Annotated in this window: 17 protein-coding genes and 7 tRNA genes; 23 read left to right on the top strand and 1 reads right to left on the bottom strand. The window is 37.2% G+C overall.

What is annotated here, in order from left to right; translation table 11 throughout:
* Nucleotides 1-5 precede the first annotated feature (5 nt).
* The 11 genes from LIV57_RS14360 (at nucleotide 6) to LIV57_RS14410 (ending at nucleotide 8,792) form a co-directional block, all read left to right on the top strand.
* Nucleotides 6-86 (top strand) — tRNA-Tyr (locus tag LIV57_RS14360).
* Nucleotides 87-174: 88 nt separating this feature from the next.
* Nucleotides 175-247, top strand: a tRNA-Gly gene (locus tag LIV57_RS14365).
* 88 nt (nucleotides 248-335) lie between these two features.
* Nucleotides 336-412: transfer RNA gene (locus tag LIV57_RS14370), tRNA-Thr, on the top strand.
* 18 nt (nucleotides 413-430) lie between these two features.
* A tRNA-Tyr gene (locus LIV57_RS14375) sits at nucleotides 431-511 on the top strand.
* Nucleotides 512-596: 85 nt separating this feature from the next.
* A tRNA-Gly gene (locus tag LIV57_RS14380) sits at nucleotides 597-669 on the top strand.
* A gap of 41 nt (nucleotides 670-710) precedes the next feature.
* Nucleotides 711-782, top strand: a tRNA-Thr gene (locus LIV57_RS14385).
* Nucleotides 783-1,032: 250 nt separating this feature from the next.
* Complete coding sequence (locus LIV57_RS14390) at nucleotides 1,033-1,713, top strand: response regulator transcription factor (RefSeq protein WP_110008227.1); 681 nt, start codon at nucleotides 1,033-1,035, stop codon at nucleotides 1,711-1,713.
* A complete protein-coding gene (locus tag LIV57_RS14395; protein ID WP_227943156.1) occupies nucleotides 1,714-3,078 on the top strand; it encodes an ATP-binding protein in 1,365 nt (454 codons plus the stop codon).
* 215 nt (nucleotides 3,079-3,293) lie between these two features.
* Nucleotides 3,294-4,535 (top strand): TolC family protein, encoded by a 1,242-nt coding sequence (locus LIV57_RS14400; protein WP_227943158.1) that lies wholly within the window; start codon nucleotides 3,294-3,296, stop codon nucleotides 4,533-4,535.
* A 4-nt stretch (nucleotides 4,536-4,539) separates the two neighbouring features.
* Entirely contained in the window at nucleotides 4,540-5,625 is a 1,086-nt protein-coding gene (locus tag LIV57_RS14405) for an efflux RND transporter periplasmic adaptor subunit (protein WP_227943160.1), read from the top strand.
* A 68-nt stretch (nucleotides 5,626-5,693) separates the two neighbouring features.
* Entirely contained in the window at nucleotides 5,694-8,792 is a 3,099-nt protein-coding gene (locus LIV57_RS14410; protein WP_227943162.1) for an efflux RND transporter permease subunit, read from the top strand.
* An 83-nt stretch (nucleotides 8,793-8,875) separates the two neighbouring features.
* Here LIV57_RS14410 and LIV57_RS14415 read toward each other — a convergent pair whose 3' ends face one another.
* Nucleotides 8,876-10,378, bottom strand: coding sequence for a DUF4394 domain-containing protein (locus LIV57_RS14415; protein ID WP_227943164.1), 1,503 nt, complete (start codon nucleotides 10,376-10,378; stop codon nucleotides 8,876-8,878).
* 323 nt (nucleotides 10,379-10,701) lie between these two features.
* Between LIV57_RS14415 and tuf the strand changes: the two genes are divergently transcribed.
* The 12 genes from tuf to LIV57_RS14475 all read left to right on the top strand — a co-directional run bounded on the left by tuf (nucleotide 10,702) and on the right by LIV57_RS14475 (nucleotide 18,445).
* A complete protein-coding gene (gene tuf / locus LIV57_RS14420; protein WP_110008219.1) occupies nucleotides 10,702-11,889 on the top strand; it encodes an elongation factor Tu in 1,188 nt (395 codons plus the stop codon).
* Between the two features lie 65 nt (nucleotides 11,890-11,954).
* Nucleotides 11,955-12,025 (top strand) — tRNA-Trp (locus LIV57_RS14425).
* Nucleotides 12,026-12,037: 12 nt separating this feature from the next.
* Nucleotides 12,038-12,244 (top strand): preprotein translocase subunit SecE, encoded by a 207-nt coding sequence (gene secE / locus LIV57_RS14430; RefSeq protein ID WP_002976410.1) that lies wholly within the window; start codon nucleotides 12,038-12,040, stop codon nucleotides 12,242-12,244.
* Between the two features lie 19 nt (nucleotides 12,245-12,263).
* Nucleotides 12,264-12,806, top strand: a complete 543-nt coding sequence (gene nusG, locus LIV57_RS14435) for a transcription termination/antitermination protein NusG (RefSeq protein ID WP_002976412.1) — start codon at nucleotides 12,264-12,266, stop codon at nucleotides 12,804-12,806.
* A gap of 510 nt (nucleotides 12,807-13,316) precedes the next feature.
* Nucleotides 13,317-13,937, top strand: a complete 621-nt coding sequence (locus LIV57_RS14440; protein ID WP_227943166.1) for a hypothetical protein — start codon at nucleotides 13,317-13,319, stop codon at nucleotides 13,935-13,937.
* A gap of 11 nt (nucleotides 13,938-13,948) precedes the next feature.
* Complete coding sequence (locus LIV57_RS14445) at nucleotides 13,949-14,596, top strand: hypothetical protein (protein WP_227943168.1); 648 nt, start codon at nucleotides 13,949-13,951, stop codon at nucleotides 14,594-14,596.
* A 6-nt stretch (nucleotides 14,597-14,602) separates the two neighbouring features.
* On the top strand, nucleotides 14,603-15,271 hold the full coding sequence (locus LIV57_RS14450) for a hypothetical protein (RefSeq protein WP_227943171.1): 669 nt from the start codon (nucleotides 14,603-14,605) through the stop codon (nucleotides 15,269-15,271).
* Between the two features lie 270 nt (nucleotides 15,272-15,541).
* Nucleotides 15,542-15,985 carry a 50S ribosomal protein L11 gene (gene rplK / locus LIV57_RS14455; RefSeq protein WP_047435399.1) on the top strand — a complete coding sequence of 148 codons (444 nt, stop codon included), beginning with the start codon at nucleotides 15,542-15,544 and terminating at the stop codon, nucleotides 15,983-15,985.
* A gap of 11 nt (nucleotides 15,986-15,996) precedes the next feature.
* Nucleotides 15,997-16,689, top strand: a complete 693-nt coding sequence (gene rplA, locus LIV57_RS14460; protein ID WP_002976422.1) for a 50S ribosomal protein L1 — start codon at nucleotides 15,997-15,999, stop codon at nucleotides 16,687-16,689.
* Between the two features lie 17 nt (nucleotides 16,690-16,706).
* Entirely contained in the window at nucleotides 16,707-17,294 is a 588-nt protein-coding gene (rplJ, locus tag LIV57_RS14465) for a 50S ribosomal protein L10 (RefSeq protein ID WP_110008215.1), read from the top strand.
* Between the two features lie 46 nt (nucleotides 17,295-17,340).
* Nucleotides 17,341-17,709: a 50S ribosomal protein L7/L12 gene (gene rplL, locus LIV57_RS14470; RefSeq protein ID WP_062675820.1), complete on the top strand. Its 369-nt coding sequence runs from the start codon at nucleotides 17,341-17,343 to the stop codon at nucleotides 17,707-17,709.
* A gap of 268 nt (nucleotides 17,710-17,977) precedes the next feature.
* The gene (locus tag LIV57_RS14475) at nucleotides 17,978-18,445 is read left to right on the top strand and encodes a hypothetical protein (RefSeq protein WP_227943172.1); all 468 of its coding nucleotides are present in this window, start codon (nucleotides 17,978-17,980) and stop codon (nucleotides 18,443-18,445) included.
* Nucleotides 18,446-18,923 lie beyond the last annotated feature (478 nt).

The raw sequence follows: 18,923 nt of genomic DNA on the forward strand, positions 1-18,923 counted from the left end.
CTTTTGGGGAGATTCCAGAGTGGCTAAATGGGACTGACTGTAACTCAGTTGCTTCGGCTTCGTAGGTTCGAATCCTGCTCTCCCCACTTTATATTTTTATAAAAAAAACTTGCAAGATTAAATAAGTTTTCTTAGTTTTGCACAGCGTTTACCAATAGTTTTGGAAACAAAATTGCGGAAGTAGCTCAGTTGGTAGAGCGTCAGCCTTCCAAGCTGAATGTCGCGGGTTCGACCCCCGTCTTCCGCTCAATAAAATCACACTATTAAGAGTGATTTTTTAACACTGGAATGTGTAGAGTAGAGTTTCTCGATCAGTTTCAGTCCTTTATTAAAATGCCTCCATAGCTCAGTTGGCCAGAGCACGTGATTTGTAATCTCGGGGTCGTGGGTTCGAATCCCTCTGGAGGCTCCATTTTAATATAAAATATCTGGGGAGATTCCAGAGTGGCTAAATGGGACTGACTGTAACTCAGTTGCTTCGGCTTCGTAGGTTCGAATCCTGCTCTCCCCACATTTTATATTATAAAAAACTTGCAAGATTAAATAAGTTTTCTTAGTTTTGCACAGCGTTTACCAATAATTTTGGAAACAAAATTGCGGAAGTAGCTCAGTTGGTAGAGCGTCAGCCTTCCAAGCTGAATGTCGCGGGTTCGACCCCCGTCTTCCGCTCAACGAAAATCACGCTAATTAGTGTGATTTTTTTAGTTGATGCCGACTTAGCTCAGCGGTAGAGTGCTTCCTTGGTAAGGAAGAGGTCACGGGTTCAAGTCCCGTAGTTGGCTCTCGATTTTCCCGAATTTCTTCGGGATTTTTTTATGCCCTAATTTTAGATTAGAAAATAAAAATAATCAATTTTGTTCTTACAGAGATATTATCGTTAAACACCTGATTAGATAAAATACTCAATTGCTCCATCTAAATATTTTCACCGGAAATTTTTAAAGATCAAATGAGGATAGGTCATGAATTTTACTTTAGGTTTACAATCACAATCATAAAATTTTCGTTAAATTCGTGTAAAATAAATTTTTGATGAATATTCTTTTACTGGAAGATGATCTCATTCTGTCTGCAGAACTGTGCAGATTTTTAGAATCAAATAATTTTAACTGTGATAAAATCTATGACGGGGAAACTTTTCTCCGCCAGATAAAAAACAGTAGTTATGATCTATATTTACTCGATATTAATGTTCCTAAGATAAATGGACTTGATGTCTGCCAGACGATCCGCTCTTTTGACAAAAATACACCCATCATTATCATCTCTGCTTATGGAGATATCTCTGATAAAAAAGATGCTTTCACAAGACTGGCCGATGATTATCTGGTAAAACCTTTTCAGTTTGAAGAACTTCTGCTAAGAATCAATTCGCTGTTGAGAAGAAAGGCACCTTCTGATAATGCAGATCAGGATATTCTAAGAGTTGACGATCTTATTATCAATAAAACAGAACAGAAAGTCTATCGTGGAGGAAATGAAATAACACTTACATTAAAAGAATTCCAACTGTTGGTTTATCTTGCGGAAGCGCAGGGAAGAACGGTTTCCAAACAACAGATTACAGAACATGTATGGGAACACAATTTTAATACGAATACCAATACCGTAGAAGTTTATATCAATTTTCTGAGGAAAAAGATTGATAAAGATTTTAAAATAAAACTGATCCACACCCGTTCAGGTTTCGGATACTACCTAAGTCCATTATAAATGTCTTTAAAAAGAAAGATCGCTTTAACGATAAGTATTGCCTTTTCATTATTATTTGGAATGGTGATGGCGGTCATTTATTTATCTTTTAATGATTTCAGAAGAGATGAATTTAAAGAAAGATTCAGGCAGAGGCTTGAATTTACTTCCCATTTCATTTCAAAATCCAAAGACTTTGAAGAAGAAGCACCTGTTTTTTTCAATGAAAATTCAGATAATATCCTTTTGAATGAAAAGATTTTAATTTTCAACGAAAAAAAAGAACTCATCTACAGTACGATTAAAGACCGGAATGTCATCTGGGACAGCGCCATGCTTAAAGAGCTGGATAAAAAGAAGATTATCTATACGGAAAAAACCGTCCCGGAAATCTACGCTGCGCTCAGGAATATCAACGGTGAAAATTACTATATCCTTACAAGTGCCTTTGATACCAATGGAAAATCCAAATTGGGTTATCTTAAATATCTTTTGATCACAGCGTATGTGATGAGTACTATGCTTATTGGTTTCTTCAGCTATTATTTTGTGGAAAAGTTCCTCCGTCCTTTGGAAGATCTGAACAAAGAAATTTCTGAAGTTACGGCTCATAAACTCACCACGCAGATTCCGGTAGAGCAATCCAATGATGAAGTAAGCGTTCTGGCAAAATCCTTTAATACAATGATTGGAAGGCTGGATGATGTATTTCAGTCCCAAAAAGATTTTACGGCCAGTGCTTCGCATGAGATCAGAACCCCAATAACAAGAATGGCCTTTCAGCTGGAAAACCTGATTAAGTTTGAAGAACATTCTCCGGAAACATTATCATCTTTAAAGCAAATCCAGAGAGATGTATATCAACTGTCCGATCTGACCAACTCGCTTTTATTGCTGACCAAATTTGATAAAGAAAATATTCAGAGTATTTATGAGGAAGTAAGAATTGATGAAGTTATTTTTGAAGCTTTTGAAGCTGTAGAGAAAAGTTATCCACAGCTTAAACTGGATTTTCTGATCAATGAAAATAGTTTTGAAAATGCATTTTTAACCATCAAGGGAATTCAGTCATTATTGGTGATTGTCTTTATCAACCTGTTTAAAAATGCTGCTGTGTATTCGGACAATACGGAGGTGAAGGTCCTGATTACTGAAACCAATGATAATCTTTCCATCGAAGTTATTTCTCATGGTAATACTATTTCTGTAGATGAGCAGGCTAAACTGTTTGAAGCTTTCACGAGAGGAAACAATGCACAGAATATAGCGGGGTCAGGATTAGGTCTTAGAATTGTCAAAAGGATTCTGGAATATCATGATGCAGATATTGTATATTCTTCACCAGCAGATTTCATCAATAAGTTTACCCTAAGTTTTAAAAAATAAATGAAAAACAACTGATATAAAACAGTTGTTTTTTTTGTTAAACCTACGATTGATTTTTTTTATAAAAATTCAATCGTTAGAGAAAAATTCACTTGTTTTATCCGGTAATTTATTGGATAAACGGCCTGATCAAGCCTATTTTAATATTTTTTTAAGCGTCATTTAAGTTTCTTTTAATCGCATCAAAGCAATTTTGTAATTTAAAAATAAAAATAATGAACAGAATTGCAGTGCTGTGCCTCGCCGTTTCCTCATTCATGGCGGCACAACAGCAGATGTCTCTTTTGGAATGCGAAGAAGCGTTTCAGAAGAACAACCTCCAGCTGCTCGCCGAACAGTACAATATCAATATGGCTGATGCGGATATTCTGCAGGCTAAAATCTGGGAATTACCTCAATTAAGCGGACAGTTCAATGCTTACAATCCGCAGGACAAAAAGTTTTTTGATGTAGGACATTCTAAGGGAGCAGGTATTACTCAATTGATTTATATGGGTGGCAAAAAGAAAAATGAAATTGCTTTTGCCAGGTCCAATAAAGAACTTGCCCAGCTTCAGTTTTCCCAATTGCTGGTAGATTTACGATATCAGCTTCGTTCTGCTTATTTCAATCTTTATTATGAAAAACTAAAACTGGAAAACACCAACAGGCAGCTGGGATATATGAATGATCTCTTAGATGCTTACCGTGTACAGTCTTCCAAAGGAAACGTTTCTCTTAAAGATGCTGTCAGATTACAGAGCATAGTGATCCAACTCAATCATGATAAGCTGGAGATCAATAAAAATATTCTTGATTTTGAACAGAATCTAAAAGTTCTGACAGGAGTTTCGGAAGAAATAGAGCCAACGATGTCTGAAACCGAAGCTAAAGAAGCTTTGGCAGCACAGCCTTTCGGTAATGAAGATGAGTTGAAAGGTAAAGCCCTGGAAAATAATGCCGATTACCGGTATAATCTGAAGCTTATTGATAACAGTAAGCTGTATGCACAATGGCAGAAATCACTGAATGTCCCTGATGTTACGGTAGGAGCTGCATGGGATCAGGCGGGAGGAACTTTTAATAACGAAGCTAATCTGACGCTGGGAATTCCTTTGCCTTTATGGAAAGCCAACCAGGGGAATGTGATAAAAGCAAACTATGCGATTCAACAGAACCAGAAAAATGCAGACTTTCAAAAGCTGACTCTGGAAACCAAAGTCCAGTCTGCCTACAAAACCTGGAAAGCACAATATGATCAGCTGCAGGATGTGAAAACGACAGATCTTCAGAATATGGAGCTTGTATATAACGGAATGCTGAACAATTTCAGAAAAGGAAATGTTAACCTGATTGAATTCACAGACTTTATGGACAGCTACAGGGAAACAGCCCTTCAGATCTATGATATGAAAAATGAGATCATGCAGTCTGCAGAACAGCTTAATCAACTAGTACAAACGAAAATCTTCTATTAAAATCATGAAAACATATATTATTCCCGTATTGATGGTTCTTTCATTAATAACCTGTTCAAAAAAAGAGGAAGAGAAAAATATTCACACCAAAAAAGGATTTGAACTCAGCAATACAATGCTGAACTCTATTTCCCTGGCAAAGGTTGAAAAAAGAAATATAGAAGACGAATACAGTTTTTACGGAAAAATCTCCGCAGACAAAAACAGTTACATAGATGTTTACCCATTAGTTGGAGGAAATGTGATGAGCGTCAATGTAGAATTGGGCGACTATGTAAAAAAAGGACAGGTTTTAGCCACCATCAGAAGTACTGAGCTTGCAGAAATTCAGAAGGATGTAAGTGATGCAAAAACAGATCTGGTAGTGGCGAAAAATAACCTTCGTGTCGCGAAAGAACTCTATGAAGGAAAACTGAATACCGAAAGAGATGTTCTGGAAGCTAAAAGCCAGTTGCAAAAAGCCGAAGATCAGTTACAGAGAGCTGCTGCGGTAAGTACGGTTTATAATGTGAAAACCGGAAATATATACAGTGTGGTAGCACCTATCAGCGGTTATATTGTTCAGAAAAGTATCAATAAAGATATGCAGCTGAGAAGTGACAGAAGTGATAATATTTTTGATGTGGCCAACACCACCAATGTATGGGCCATTATGAATGTCAATGAATCTGATATTGATAAAATCAGTCTTGGAATGAAAGCCCAGGTATCTACTCTATCTTATCCGGACAAAGTTTTTGATGGGAAAATTGATAAAATTTTCAAGATTATTGACCCGCAGACCAATGCCATGCAGGCAAGAGTTGTATTAGATAATGCCGACGGACTTTTGATTCCGGACAGTAAAGCCACGATAAAAGTTTCAAGCCTGGAAAGTAACTCTACACTTACCGTTCCCTCCAAAGCAGTGATTTTTGATGATAATAAAAGCTTCGTAGTGATTTTTAAATCCAGGACAGATGTGAAGATCAGGGAAATCAAAGTATTAAAGCAGGTTGGTGATGTCACCTATATTGCAGACGGTCTGAAAGAAGGAGAAGAAGTAATTACCAATAACCAGCTGCTGATCTACCGTTCACTGAACAGCTAGTCTTATTAAACCATTAAGAATACTGACATTTTCTTTAACGGCTTTTTTAGGTCACCAATGTATCTATCATGAATAAATTCATAAAAAATATAATTGCTTTTTCATTAAAAAATAAAGCATTTACCTTTATCTGGGTAGCGATTTTAGCCATCTCCGGTTTTATAAGTTTCAAAAACATGCCTATTGAAGCTTTTCCGGATGTAACCAATACCCAGATTGTCATCATTACCCAATGGAATGGGCGTAGTGCAGAAGAAGTGGAACGTTTTGTTACTACTCCCATTGAATTGGCGATGAGCCCGGTTCAAAAGAAAACAAGTGTGAGAAGTACCACCATGTTTGGACTTTCTATTGTTAAAATTCTGTTTGACGACGGGGTGGACGATACTTTTGCCAGAAATCAGGTCAATAACCAGTTAAGAACCATTAGCCTTCCTGATGAGGTAGACCCTGAAGTACAGCCACCCTACGGGCCAACCGGTGAAATTTTCAGATATACGCTGGAAAGTAAAACCAAAGATTCCCGAGCGCTGCTTACCCTGCAGAATTGGGTAATAGACCGTGCTTTAAGAGGAGTTCCCGGCGTTGCAGATATCAATGTTTTCGGAGGACAGGATAAAGTTTTTGAACTGAGTATCGATCCGAGGGCATTGGATAAATACAACCTTACGCCGCTTCAGGTATATGATGCTGTCACCAAAAGTAACCTGAACGTAGGAGGAGATGTCATTGAAAAAAATGGTCAGGCTTATGTGGTAAGAGGTATCGGTTTGGTAAAATCTGTAGCGGATATTGGAAATATTACTATTCAGAATGACAGTGGAAACCCTGTTTTGGTAAAAAATGTTGCAGAAGTTCACGAAAGTTCCATGCCCAGAGTAGGGCAGGCCGCTCTTAATCATCATGACGATACGGTGGAAGGAATTGTTGTGATGAGAAAAGGGGAGAACCCGAGAGAGGTTTTAGTAGGGGTGAAGGCTAAAATTAAAGAACTTAACGAAAAAGTACTTCCGAAAGATGTTAAAATGGTGACTTTCTACGATCGTGACAATCTGATGGATTTTACCACTCATACCGTAATGCATAACCTTATTGAAGGGATTGTACTGGTAACGGTAATTGTTTTAATTTTTATGGCAGACTGGAGAACCACGCTGATTGTTTCCATCATTATCCCATTATCCTTATTGTTTGCCTTTTTATGTTTAAAGCTGGCAGGGATGAGTGCGAACCTGCTTTCTTTGGGAGCAGTAGACTTCGGGATTATCATAGACGGGGCCGTCGTCATGGTGGAAGGCCTTTTCGTAATGCTGGATCATAAAGCGCATAAGTACGGGACGGAGAAGTTTAATAAACTCGCCAAAGGAGGATGGATTAAGCAAACCGGAACAGGATTGGGAAAAGCCATCTTCTTTTCAAAATTAATCATCATTACTTCCTTGATTCCTATTTTCTCATTCCAGAAAGTAGAGGGAAAAATGTTTTCTCCTCTGGCATTTACATTAGGGTTTGCATTAATGGGAGCATTGATATTTACATTAACTCTCGTTCCTGTTCTTTCGCATATCCTTTTAAATAAAAATGTAAGAGAAAAAAACAATCCGTTTGTGAACTTCTGGGACAGAATCGTTTTGAAAGGCTTTAATTTAACGTTCAGGCATAAGAAGATGAGCATGATTGTAGCGATTTCCTTTCTGGCTGTTACTTTGTTTTCGGGTAAATTCCTTGGAACAGAGTTCCTGCCTCAGTTGAATGAAGGTTCATTGTGGATCACAGCCGAAATGCCGATGAGCTCCTCATTAAAAGAATCTCTGAAAACAGCTGATCTTTTAAAGAAGGACATTATGAGCTTTTCCGAAGTAACAGATGTGCTTGCCCAGACGGGAAGAAGTAATGATGGAACCGATCCCAACGGATTCGGATTTGTACAGTTTGCGGTAAATCTTAAGCCAAGAGAAGAATGGAAGCGTAAAATTACTTATGATGAACTGATCAATGAAATAGACAAAAAACTCAGAAGTTATCAGGGAATTACGTTCAACTACTCCCAGCCGATTTCCGATAATGTAGCAGAAGCAGTAGCTGGTTTTAAAGCTGAAAACGGAATCAAAATCTATGGTGACAACCTGGAAACCCTTGACAAATTAGCCCACGAAGTTTTGCTTAAAATTAAAGATGTGCAAGGCGTAAAGGATCCGGGAATTATTAAAAATATCGGCCAGCCGGAAGTCAGCGTGGTTTTGGACAGAGATAAAATGGCCGCTTATGGAGTGATGCCCGCAGATGCGCAGGCTGTGCTGGAGATGGCATTTGGTGGAAAAACTGCCTCTGAAATGTTTGATGGGGAGAGAAAATTCCCGATCCGTCTTCGGTATTCTCAGGAATACAGAACCAATGAAAATGACATTGCTGCTTTGATGGTTCCTACACAGGATGGAGCAAAGATTCCTTTAAAAGAAATAAGCACCATTGTTAAAGATAACGGAGCCGCATTTATTTACAGAGACAATATCAAGCGATACATCGGGGTTAAATTTTCAATCCGTGACCGGGATTTGGGAAGTACGATTGCGGATGCACAGAAAAAAGTAGAAACGATTGAACTTCCAGAAGGTTATTCAATAGGATGGACAGGTCAGTTTGAAAACCAACAGCGTGCCTCACACAGGCTGGCGCAGGTAGTGCCGGTGAGTATTCTGATGATTTTCTTCCTCTTGTTTATTCTGTTCGGCAATATGAAAGATTCTCTTCTGGTATTAGCGAACGTACCTTTTGCTTTGATTGGAGGAATCATCGCTTTACACGTTACCGGAATCAATTTTGGAATCTCTGCAGGAGTAGGAATGATTGCTCTCCTGGGAATTTGTATCCAGAACGGGGTAATCCTTATTACAGAATTCCATCAGAATGTTAAAGACGGAATGGATATCGATACCGCCATATTAAATGGAGTGAAATCCAGGACAAGACCTGTGATTATGACAGCATTGATGGCTTCCATCGGGCTTATGCCGGCTGCCTTGTCTACAGGAATCGGATCGGAGTCTCAGAAGCCTCTCGCGATTGTCATTATCGGAGGACTGATTACAGCTACAGTGCTTACCCTGCTTATTTTCCCGATTATTTTCTGGATTTTCAACAGAACAAAAAAGCTCAGCCAAATTTGATTTTATCTTTCATTTATATTAGTCAGAAGCGCGGAAAACTTTGTTTTCCGCGCTTCTCATTATTGAAATAAAATATGATGAGTTTAAAATCCTAATCCTAGTGTAAAAGCTTTTACAGGATTCGGATAATCAGAAACAGAAGCAGCAGCTCCTGTTGCCGTGTTAATAGAGTAAATTTTGGTAGAAGAACCTACTGAAGCCATTAAATAGGCTTTTTGGCTCATACTTCCAATATCAAATCCATTAGCACTGGTAATATTGATTCCTAAAGAACCTGTTTCTACTAAAGTTCCGTTGTTCGGTGGGTTTTGCTGATACAATTTGTCTGTATTATGATCAATGACAAATAAGATAGTGGATGTGGCTCCTGCGAAGTTGTTGGTGTATGCTGCAGCGCTTATCGTAGGGCTTCCGGGATTGAGTGTGAGATCAGTGGCCGCTATTGTTCCGTCATTAGGATTGAGTCTCAGGTTTTGTCCTGTATTACTTACTACTCTTATCCTGTCTACGGTTGGATTAAAGTCAAACCCGAAATCAGTTCCGGAAAGTAAGGTTGGAAAAGGAGAAGCACCCACAGCGGTAGCAGCACCTGTTCCTAAATTAATAGTGTAAATTCTGCTTGAGCTTCCCAAAGCATACAATTGCCCGTTGGCAGGACGGAAATCTATTCCTAAAATATTTTCACCACTTTGCAGTCCTGCTATGGTTTTTGAAACAGGTACAGGATTATTGGGATTGAAGATTTGAAGGTTATTTGAATTGTCAATAGCGTAAGCTACCGGTTCTGTAGGAATAGCAATATCAATGACTGCCTGCTGAAGAGTTCCTATAGAAGTTGCTTTTCCGTTATTCAGATCCAGAACATGTAATTTATCATTGAGAGCTAATAAAGCAGTACTGTTATCATATTTAATATCAAAAGCAGACTGTCCTGTAAAAGTTGTACCAAGATTTCCGACTTCTACTAAAGTTCCGTTGTTGGGAGGATCCTGTTTGTATAATTTCCCCAAAGCCGGATCAATATCATATAAAACGGTGGAGGCAGCACCAGCTTTACTGTTGGTATAGGCTAATCCGGTTACGGAATAATTGACTGTTCCGTTAATATTGACATCGGTGGCGGCAACAGCTCCGCTTTCAGGATGCAGGCGTAGATTTTGTCCGGTATTACTTACCATACGAATCCTGTCAACCGTAGGATTGAAATCAATTGAAGCTATTGTGCCGGAGATCATCGGTGTAAACGCTGTTGAGCTTACAACTCTTGCTGAAGCGTTAGACGTATTGATGATATATAATTTGCTGGCATTTGATAATGCATACAATTCCCCTGTGGCAGGTCTGAAATCTATACTTAGCAGTTTCTCTCCTGAGGTAACACCTGTTACAGTTGTTTTTGAGGTAAAAGTTTTGGGATTATTGGCATTAAAATAAACAAGTTCGTTCATTGCTGTTATTCCATATACCATAAGATCCGGCCCCTGGGGATTCATGTTTTCAGGCATATTGTTTTCGTCCGAATTATCGCATGAAGATAATGCCATAAAAGCAAACAGGGCTACATACATGTGTAATAGTTTTCTCATAATATTAATTTTATTTGTTGTTTTAATATGTACGAGAAAGAATAAATATTGGATGTAGGATAGATATAATTATCTTATTTTTTGTCAATATATTGTATTCATAATTAGTAAGATAGTTTATAATTTTAATAAAACGTTTCTAAGGATTTTTTCTATTCGGAAAAATGTGTAAATTTGCAGTCTCAATACGTTGAAATATAAGGTTTGTCCTTCACTGGATGATAATATTGAAAGTTTTTTTAATAAAAAGTTTTTGGTATTTAAAAATTCATTATATTTGCACACCGAAAATTTGAAAAACAATAAATAAATAATTTTAAATCATGGCAAAGGAAACGTTTAATCGTAACAAACCACACTTGAACATTGGTACTATTGGTCACGTTGACCATGGTAAAACTACACTTACTGCAGCTATCAGTAGTGTATTAGCTAACAAGGGTCTTGCTGAGAAAAAAGATTTCTCTTCTATTGACTCTGCTCCAGAAGAAAAAGAAAGAGGTATCACTATTAATACAGCTCACATCGAGTACGAAACTGAAAACAGACACTATGCACACGTTGACTGTCCAGGTCACGCCGACTATGTTAAGAACATGGTAACTGGTGCTGCTCAGATGGATGGAGCTATCTTAGTATGTGCTGCAACTGATGGGCCAATGCCTCAAACTAGAGAGCACATCCTACTTTGCCGTCAGGTAAACGTACCAAGAATCGTTGTTTTCATGAACAAAGTTGACATGGTGGATGATGCTGAGCTTTTAGAGCTTGTTGAACTTGAACTTAGAGATTTATTATCTACTTACGAATATGACGGAGATAACTCTCCAGTAATCCAGGGATCTGCTCTTGGAGCTCTTAACGGAGACGAGAAGTGGGTTAAGACTGTTGAAGAATTAATGGATGCAGTTGATACTTGGATCGAGCAGCCTGTTAGAGATCAGGATAAAGCATTCTTAATGCCAATCGAAGACGTATTCTCTATTACAGGTAGAGGTACTGTAGCAACTGGTAGAATCGAGGCTGGTGTTATCAACACTGGTGATCCAGTTGATATCGTAGGTATGGGTGATGAAAAATTAACTTCTACTATTACAGGGGTTGAGATGTTCAGAAAAATCCTAGACAGAGGTGAAGCTGGTGATAACGTAGGTCTATTGTTGAGAGGTATTGAAAAAACTGACATCAAGAGAGGTATGGTTATCGCTAAGAAAGATTCAGTTAAGCCACACAAAAAATTCAAAGCTGAGGTTTATATCCTTTCTAAAGAAGAAGGTGGACGTCACACTCCATTCCACAACAAGTACCGTCCTCAGTTCTACGTAAGAACTACTGACGTTACAGGTGAGATCTTCTTACCAGAAGGTGTAGAAATGGTAATGCCTGGTGATAACTTAACAATCACTGTTGAATTACTTCAGCCAATCGCTCTTAACGAGGGTCTTAGATTCGCGATCAGAGAAGGTGGTAGAACAGTAGGTGCAGGTCAGGTAACTGAAATCATCGACTAATCCACATCTAAAACAATATAAAAAAGCTTCCGTAAGGAACACTCTTTACGGAGCTTTTTTTAACTACGGGCATCGTCCAATGGTAGGATACCGGTCTCCAAAACCGTTGATCAGGGTTCGAATCCTTGTGCCCGTGCAAATATAAATTATGAGTTCATTTGTCGATTTTTTAAAAGGTTCTTATAACGAATTCAGACATAAAGTTGAATGGCCAAAATGGGCTGACCTTCAGTCTTCTACAATTGTAGTGACTATTGCGACAGTTATTCTGGCTTTATTTACCTTTGGAGTTGATGAATTGTTTTCAAAAGCAATCAGCAACATAATAGGAATGCTAATCAACTTGTTCAATTAATAATTAAGTATTTTCCATAATGAGCGAATTGAAATGGTATGTGCTGAAAGCAATCAGCGGACAGGAAAATAAAGTGAAAAACTATATTGAGACAGAAATCAAACGTTTAGGGTTTGAGCAGTACGTTACTCAAGTGGTTATTCCTATGGAAAAGGTAATCCAGATTAGAAACGGTAAAAAAGTTCCTAAAGAGAGACCTTACTATCCTGGCTACTTGATGATTGAAGCTGACCTGATGGGAGAGATTCCTCACGTTATTAAAAATATCCCGGGAGTTATTTCTTTCTTAAGTTTAACAAAAGGAGGTGATCCTGTCCCAATGAGAAAATCAGAGGTAAACAGAATGCTTGGAAGAATGGATGAACTTTCAGAATTTGCAAGCGATGTTGAAATTCCTTATGTAGTAGGTGAAAACGTTAAAGTAATCGACGGACCTTTCAACGGATTCAATGGTACAGTTGAGAAGATTCTTGAAGACAAAAAGAAAATTGAAGTTTCTGTATTGATCTTCGGTAGAAAAACTCCAATGGAACTGAGCTACATGCAAGTAGAAAAAGTATAATACATTACTTATAAATATAAAAAGACTGCTTTTAAAGCAGTCTTTTTTCGTTGATACCATTTCAATATATTTTAACAATAGTCTGCGGCAATAGCTTCCCAGTTATTTTCGGTAAAATAATAATGCAGCTCTATTAATTCATAATGAAATATTGAAATTGAATCTTTATATTTTTTTCACTCTAACTAGAGTTTTTTTAAGTTTGTTAAAACTATTATGTTGATATTCAAATTTCATAAGTCTGCTGACTACTTCTATAAAGTAGTTTACTTTAATTAAATTATCACCATTACGTGAATTTTATTTGTTTTTTACAGATCAGGTTCCTTTTAGTTCCTTAATTCACTTTCATATGGCATACTTCTTGCAACCAAGCTGTTAGCTAATCCACAAATTTTATTCTTTTTATTTCATACACTGGTTACAGAGGTATGGGCATTCTATGTTTTAAATAAGAATAGAATTAAGATCAGTCACCCAAGAGCATAAGCTTTATAAACACATAACTCAATGACAAAAATTATTTCGATGATCACTCTGGTGAGCACATCAGTGTTCATGAGTGCGCAGGTTGGTATCAATACTGTGACACCAGAAAAAGAGCTTACCGTAAACGGTACAATGAAGACATCAGGAATTGTTTTTAAACAACCCCTGGAAAAACTGAAAGCGGATGAGAATTACACTTTCATTATCAAATCTCCGGCGCCGGACAACAAAATTACAGCGTACAATGATTCTTTTGTACCTAATTCACCGGCTCCTATTAACCTTGTTCAATTCAAAATTACCTGCGATCCCAATGACAAAGATTGGGTAAATCAATTTGACACCAAGATCAATTCCAGCAAATTTTTGGTGGTGATCTCGTCTTTTGGTTTTACACAGCCTACAAGAACTTATTCCGGAGACTGGCTTACCCCAATGCCACAGATCTTTGCTTACTCTTCAGGAGGAACATGGAAGCTTAAGGCAGATTATCATGGATTTGCCCCGGATAATTCTTTACCTACAGGAGTCTGGACACTCAACTTACTGGTGTTTGACAGGTCGTACGCGAAAGATTTTAATTCAACACAAAACCTTAATGGGTCAGCTACTGGTTCGGCGACAGCTCCATTAATTCAATAAAAACATAAATTATGAAAAAAATTATTGCGATACTCTTTACGGGTTTTGCCGCTTTAAACATAAATGCACAAGTAGGAATAAATACTAAAACACCCAAAGGAACTCTTGATGTTGAAGGGGAAACATTAGTAGAATCTTATTTAATAGATACTGAAAATACAAAGGCAAGCGGAAACTATCTTCTTCTTACCCGGTCAAAAGATACTTCACCGGTAGGTAAGGTGAAGCTGCTGGATATATCGCTCCGTAATGTAGCCCCTGTAAATATGTATAATGTTGTATTGAAAAATGTAAGACAGGATGAAGTTGTGAATCTCAATACAGGATTAGATGCAAGTAAATATGTGGTGGCCATTACAGGTGCTGTTTTTACAGGAGCGGTTTCAGCAGCGAACACAAGTACGACCCCAAAATCGTATGGTTCTTACTCAACTGAAATTACACAGGTGACCAGCGGCGGTAAACAGTACCATGCTATTAATTTAGCTTTTAAAGGAGCAGGAACTGTTTCTTCCATCAATGGAACCTGGACACTTACCTTAAATGTCTTTGAAAAATCCTTAGTGAAAGACTGGGGAACTTTTAACGGTTCTGTTTCAGCATCTGCTTCACCGGGATATTCGGGAGTATCAACTAATACGCCACTGGGCCTTCAATAAAAAACTATGGAAAGAAAAATTTATATCACAATAATCCTATGTCTTGGGATGTTTTTACACGCCCAGAAAGGAAAAGTAGGGATCAACACTGCTAATCCCTCAGAAACACTTGATGTTAATGGAAAAACATATACGAATTCCTTATATTTAAGAAATCCGGGAGAACCTACGATGACAGGAGGAAGCTTTTTAGCCACTTCGCAGAATGCCTTACAATTGTATGATCCGGCTTTGGAAAGCAGCGGGCTGTTCAATTATCTTAAACTTACCCTTACCGGCGTACCTGGAACAGGAATTACAGATTATGATACTAAAATTGATGCCAACAACTTTTTGGTTATCCTCCACAATTATTCCTTCAAGCTGGACGGTGGAAATACCAGTGTAATGCTTGATTATGGCGACAACGGTGTGAATGATAATAAACAGGGATCACCTGATGTCGTAGCTTTCAAAAGTAACGGAACATGGCACATCAGAGCAAGATTTACGGATAGCCGAATGATTGCCACCAATACAGCTCCACCATCAAGAACCTATAACAACTTTACCGTTGATCTTTATCTGATGGCTTACAAAAGATTAATTGAAAAGCAAAATATAAACGATATCAATGATGATCTTGGAGGGAATGACGGTTCCACAAAAACAATTAATAAACCTTCAGGTTTTTAATCAGTCTTTCCTTTTAAAAATATTTTAAAAAACGGTTATTAAATGCAAATAACCGTTTTTGTTTTTTGTAGCTGTATTTTCAAGGATACATTAATGGGCTTGATTTATTTTTCCTAAAACTTTTAAAAATCAGCAATTTCCGTTTGCTATTTCAAAAATATTTTATACTTTTGCAGTCCAAAAAGTAGGTTTATTGTTATGTGAGTGCATAACCTACTGAATAATAAATGCTTCCAAACTCATTAATTATTCAAATTTAAAAAACAAACAATGGCTAAGAAAGTCTTTAAAATGGTAAAGCTTCAGGTGAAAGGTGGCGCAGCTAACCCTTCTCCACCAGTAGGTCCAGCATTGGGTTCTGCAGGTGTGAACATCATGGAGTTTTGTAAGCAATTTAACGGAAGAACCCAAGATAAGCCAGGGCAAGTTTTACCTGTAGTAATTACAGTATACGAAGACAAATCTTTTGAATTCGTTATTAAAACTCCACCTGCAGCAATCCAGCTAATGGATGCAGCTAAGATCAAGGGAGGTTCTGGTGAACCAAACAGAAACAAAGTAGGTTCTGTAACTTGGGAACAGGTAAAGAAAATCGCTGAAGATAAAATGGCGGATCTTAACTGTTTTACAATGGACTCTGCTCTTTCTATGGTTGCAGGTACTGCCAGATCTATGGGATTAAGAGTAACAGGAACTAAACCAACTAACGCTTAAAACTTAAAGAAATGGCAAAATTAACTAAAAAGCAAAAGGAAGCTTTAAGCAAAGTAGAAAAAGGAAGAATCTATAACCTTGAAGAAGGTTCAGCTCTTGTAAAAGAAGTGAACACTACAAAGTTTGATGCTTCTGTAGATATCGCTGTAAGATTAGGAGTAGACCCTAGAAAAGCAAACCAAATGGTAAGAGGTGTTGTATCTCTTCCTCACGGTACTGGTAAAGATGTTAAAGTATTAGCTCTTGTAACTCCAGATAAAGAAGCAGAAGCTAAAGCTGCTGGTGCTGACTATGTAGGTCTTGACGAATATTTACAAAAAATCAAAGAAGGTTGGACAGATGTTGACGTTATCGTTACAATGCCAGCTGTAATGGGTAAATTAGGTCCATTAGGTAGAGTATTAGGTCCAAGAGGTTTAATGCCAAACCCTAAATCAGGAACTGTAACAATGGAAATTGGTAAAGCAGTAACTGAAGTAAAAGCAGGTAAAATTGATTTCAAAGTAGACAAGTATGGTATTATCCATGCTGGTATTGGTAAAGTGTCTTTTGATGCTGCCAAGATCAAAGAAAATGCTCAGGAATTAATCCAGACATTGATCAAAATGAAACCAACTGCTGCTAAAGGGACTTATGTGAAGAGCATCTATTTATCTTCTACAATGAGCCCAGGTATTGCAATTGATACTAAATCTGTTAACTAATAATAATCCTTAAGACAATGACAAAAGACCAAAAAGTTGTAGCAATACAAGAGATCAAAGATTTGCTTCAGGATGCAAAAGTAGTATACGTAGCAGATTTAGAAGGTTTGAACGCTGGTAAATCTTCAGATTTCAGAAGACAGGCTTTCAAACAAAATATCAAAGTGAAAGTGGTAAAAAATACACTTTTACAAAAAGCAATGGAGCAGATTGAAGGAGTTGATTACTCTGAAATGTTCCCATCTTTCAAAGGAAACTCAGCGTTAATGATTGCTGAAACAGCAAACGCTCCTGCGAAATTGATCCAAGGATTCAGAAAGAAAGAAGAAAAGCCAGCTTTAAAGTCTGCTTTTGTTCAAGAAACTTTCTACGTTGGTGACAACAACCTGGACATGTTGGCTAACATCAAGTCTAGAGAAGAAATGATCGGTGAAATCATCGGATTACTTCAGTCTCCAATCCAGAGAGTTGTTTCTGCTCTTCAAAACAAACCTGAAACTGTAGAAGCTAAAGCTGAAGAAGCTGCTCCTGCGGTAGAAGAAACTCCTGCTGAAGCTCCTGAAGCTGCTGCAGAAAGCACTGACGAAACGCCAGCTGCTGAATAATTACACTCAAAAAATTAAATAAATAATCAACAAAAACATTACAACAATGTCAGATTTAAAAAATTTAGCTGAAACGCTAGTAAACCTAACTGTAAAAGACGTAAACGAATTAGCTGCTATCCTTAAGGATGAGTACGGAATTGAGCCAGCTGCTGCTGCTGTAGTTGTTGCTGCAGGTGGTGCAGGTGATGCTGCTGAAGAAAAGACTGAATTCGATGTAATTCTTAAGTCTGCAGGTGCTTCTAAATTAGCTATCGTTAAATTAGTAAAAGATTTAACTGGTGCTGGTCTTAAAGAAGCTAAAGATATCGTAGACGGAGCTCCTGCTGCAATTAAGCAAGGTGTTTCTAAAGACGAAGCTGAAGCTCTTAAGAAGCAATTAGAAGAAGCTGGTGCTGAAGTAGAATTGAAATAATTTCAATTGTATATAAATAAAGAAGCCCGGGCAAATGCCCGGGCTTTTTTGTATGTAAGCTTTTGTAAATGTGTCTTTTAATTTTTAATAGTAATATAATATTGTTATTACTAATGCGGATATATTTTTTTATGATTGCATATTTTGTGGTAACTGATGTAATTTTTTACGTTTATTATTGTGTTTAATTATTTTATGTGAATTTTTATTAGTTAATGATTGGTTTAATTGAAAAAATATTATATTTGTATTGAAAAAAACACAATAATTGGATAGAAATAACTTTCTTTTCTTTGGTCATAAGATTACGCTTCTAAAGATTTTGACGGCTATAGGAAAACTAGACACGAAGATAATATCTGTAATAAAGGCAAAGCTTGGCTTGCCATATTGTACAGTTGTTAACAATTATCTGTGGGTTTGCTTTGCTGGTGTTTCCGATTGTTTGCATACTGAAACAAATCACCGTTGGACAGGTTTGTATAAAGGTTCTGCCGGTCAAAAAGAAAGCTATTTGTTATATAATAAAAGTTTCCGGGATAATTTTTCTTTTTTTAAAACAATAATCCTGAAATACCTTTCCTTAGAAGTAGTAAATCTACTGCCCAATAGAATGGATGGTATTCATAATCCTGTAGCATCTTATAAGTATACGCGCCTTTGTGGTGGTGTTTATAAATTAGATGAGAATAGAATTGTCCTTTCAAAAAATACATTTATAAAAAACATCAAATAGCATAAGAAATGAAAAACAAATTATTAACCATCGCTCTACTAATGATCTGTAAGTTTCCAGGAAATCGCTCAGGTAGGTATTTGTATTTGTTCAATCACGGAGACCTCAAAAATAAAATCTTATAAGGTTATTGTGAAATAATCATAAGATTAGCTTGTGTTGTGGAGGGGGTGCTCATATTTGGGCAGCCTCTCTCGTTTTTAAGAGTCTTAAAATGAGATGATTTATTTGTTTTTGTGGATAACTTTTTGTATCTTTGCCCTTCTTTTGGCGCGAAAAATTGTATGTAAATTTATAAAATACTGAAAATCAACTCTTTCACTGTGTAAACGTGGAAGGGATTTCGTGTATATAAATACTGCGGTAATACAGCCTCAAAAGTAATAAAAATATTTTGCATTACGCTGTGAAAAGATATACCAGTGTTGCAGTTAGAAAGAACCCGGTAGGAAGTTTAAAAGATCTAAGGTCCTTTGTG

The organism is Chryseobacterium sp. X308, from assembly GCF_020733145.1.
In the GTDB taxonomy this organism is placed as follows: Bacteria; Bacteroidota; Bacteroidia; order Flavobacteriales; family Weeksellaceae; genus Chryseobacterium; species Chryseobacterium cupriresistens.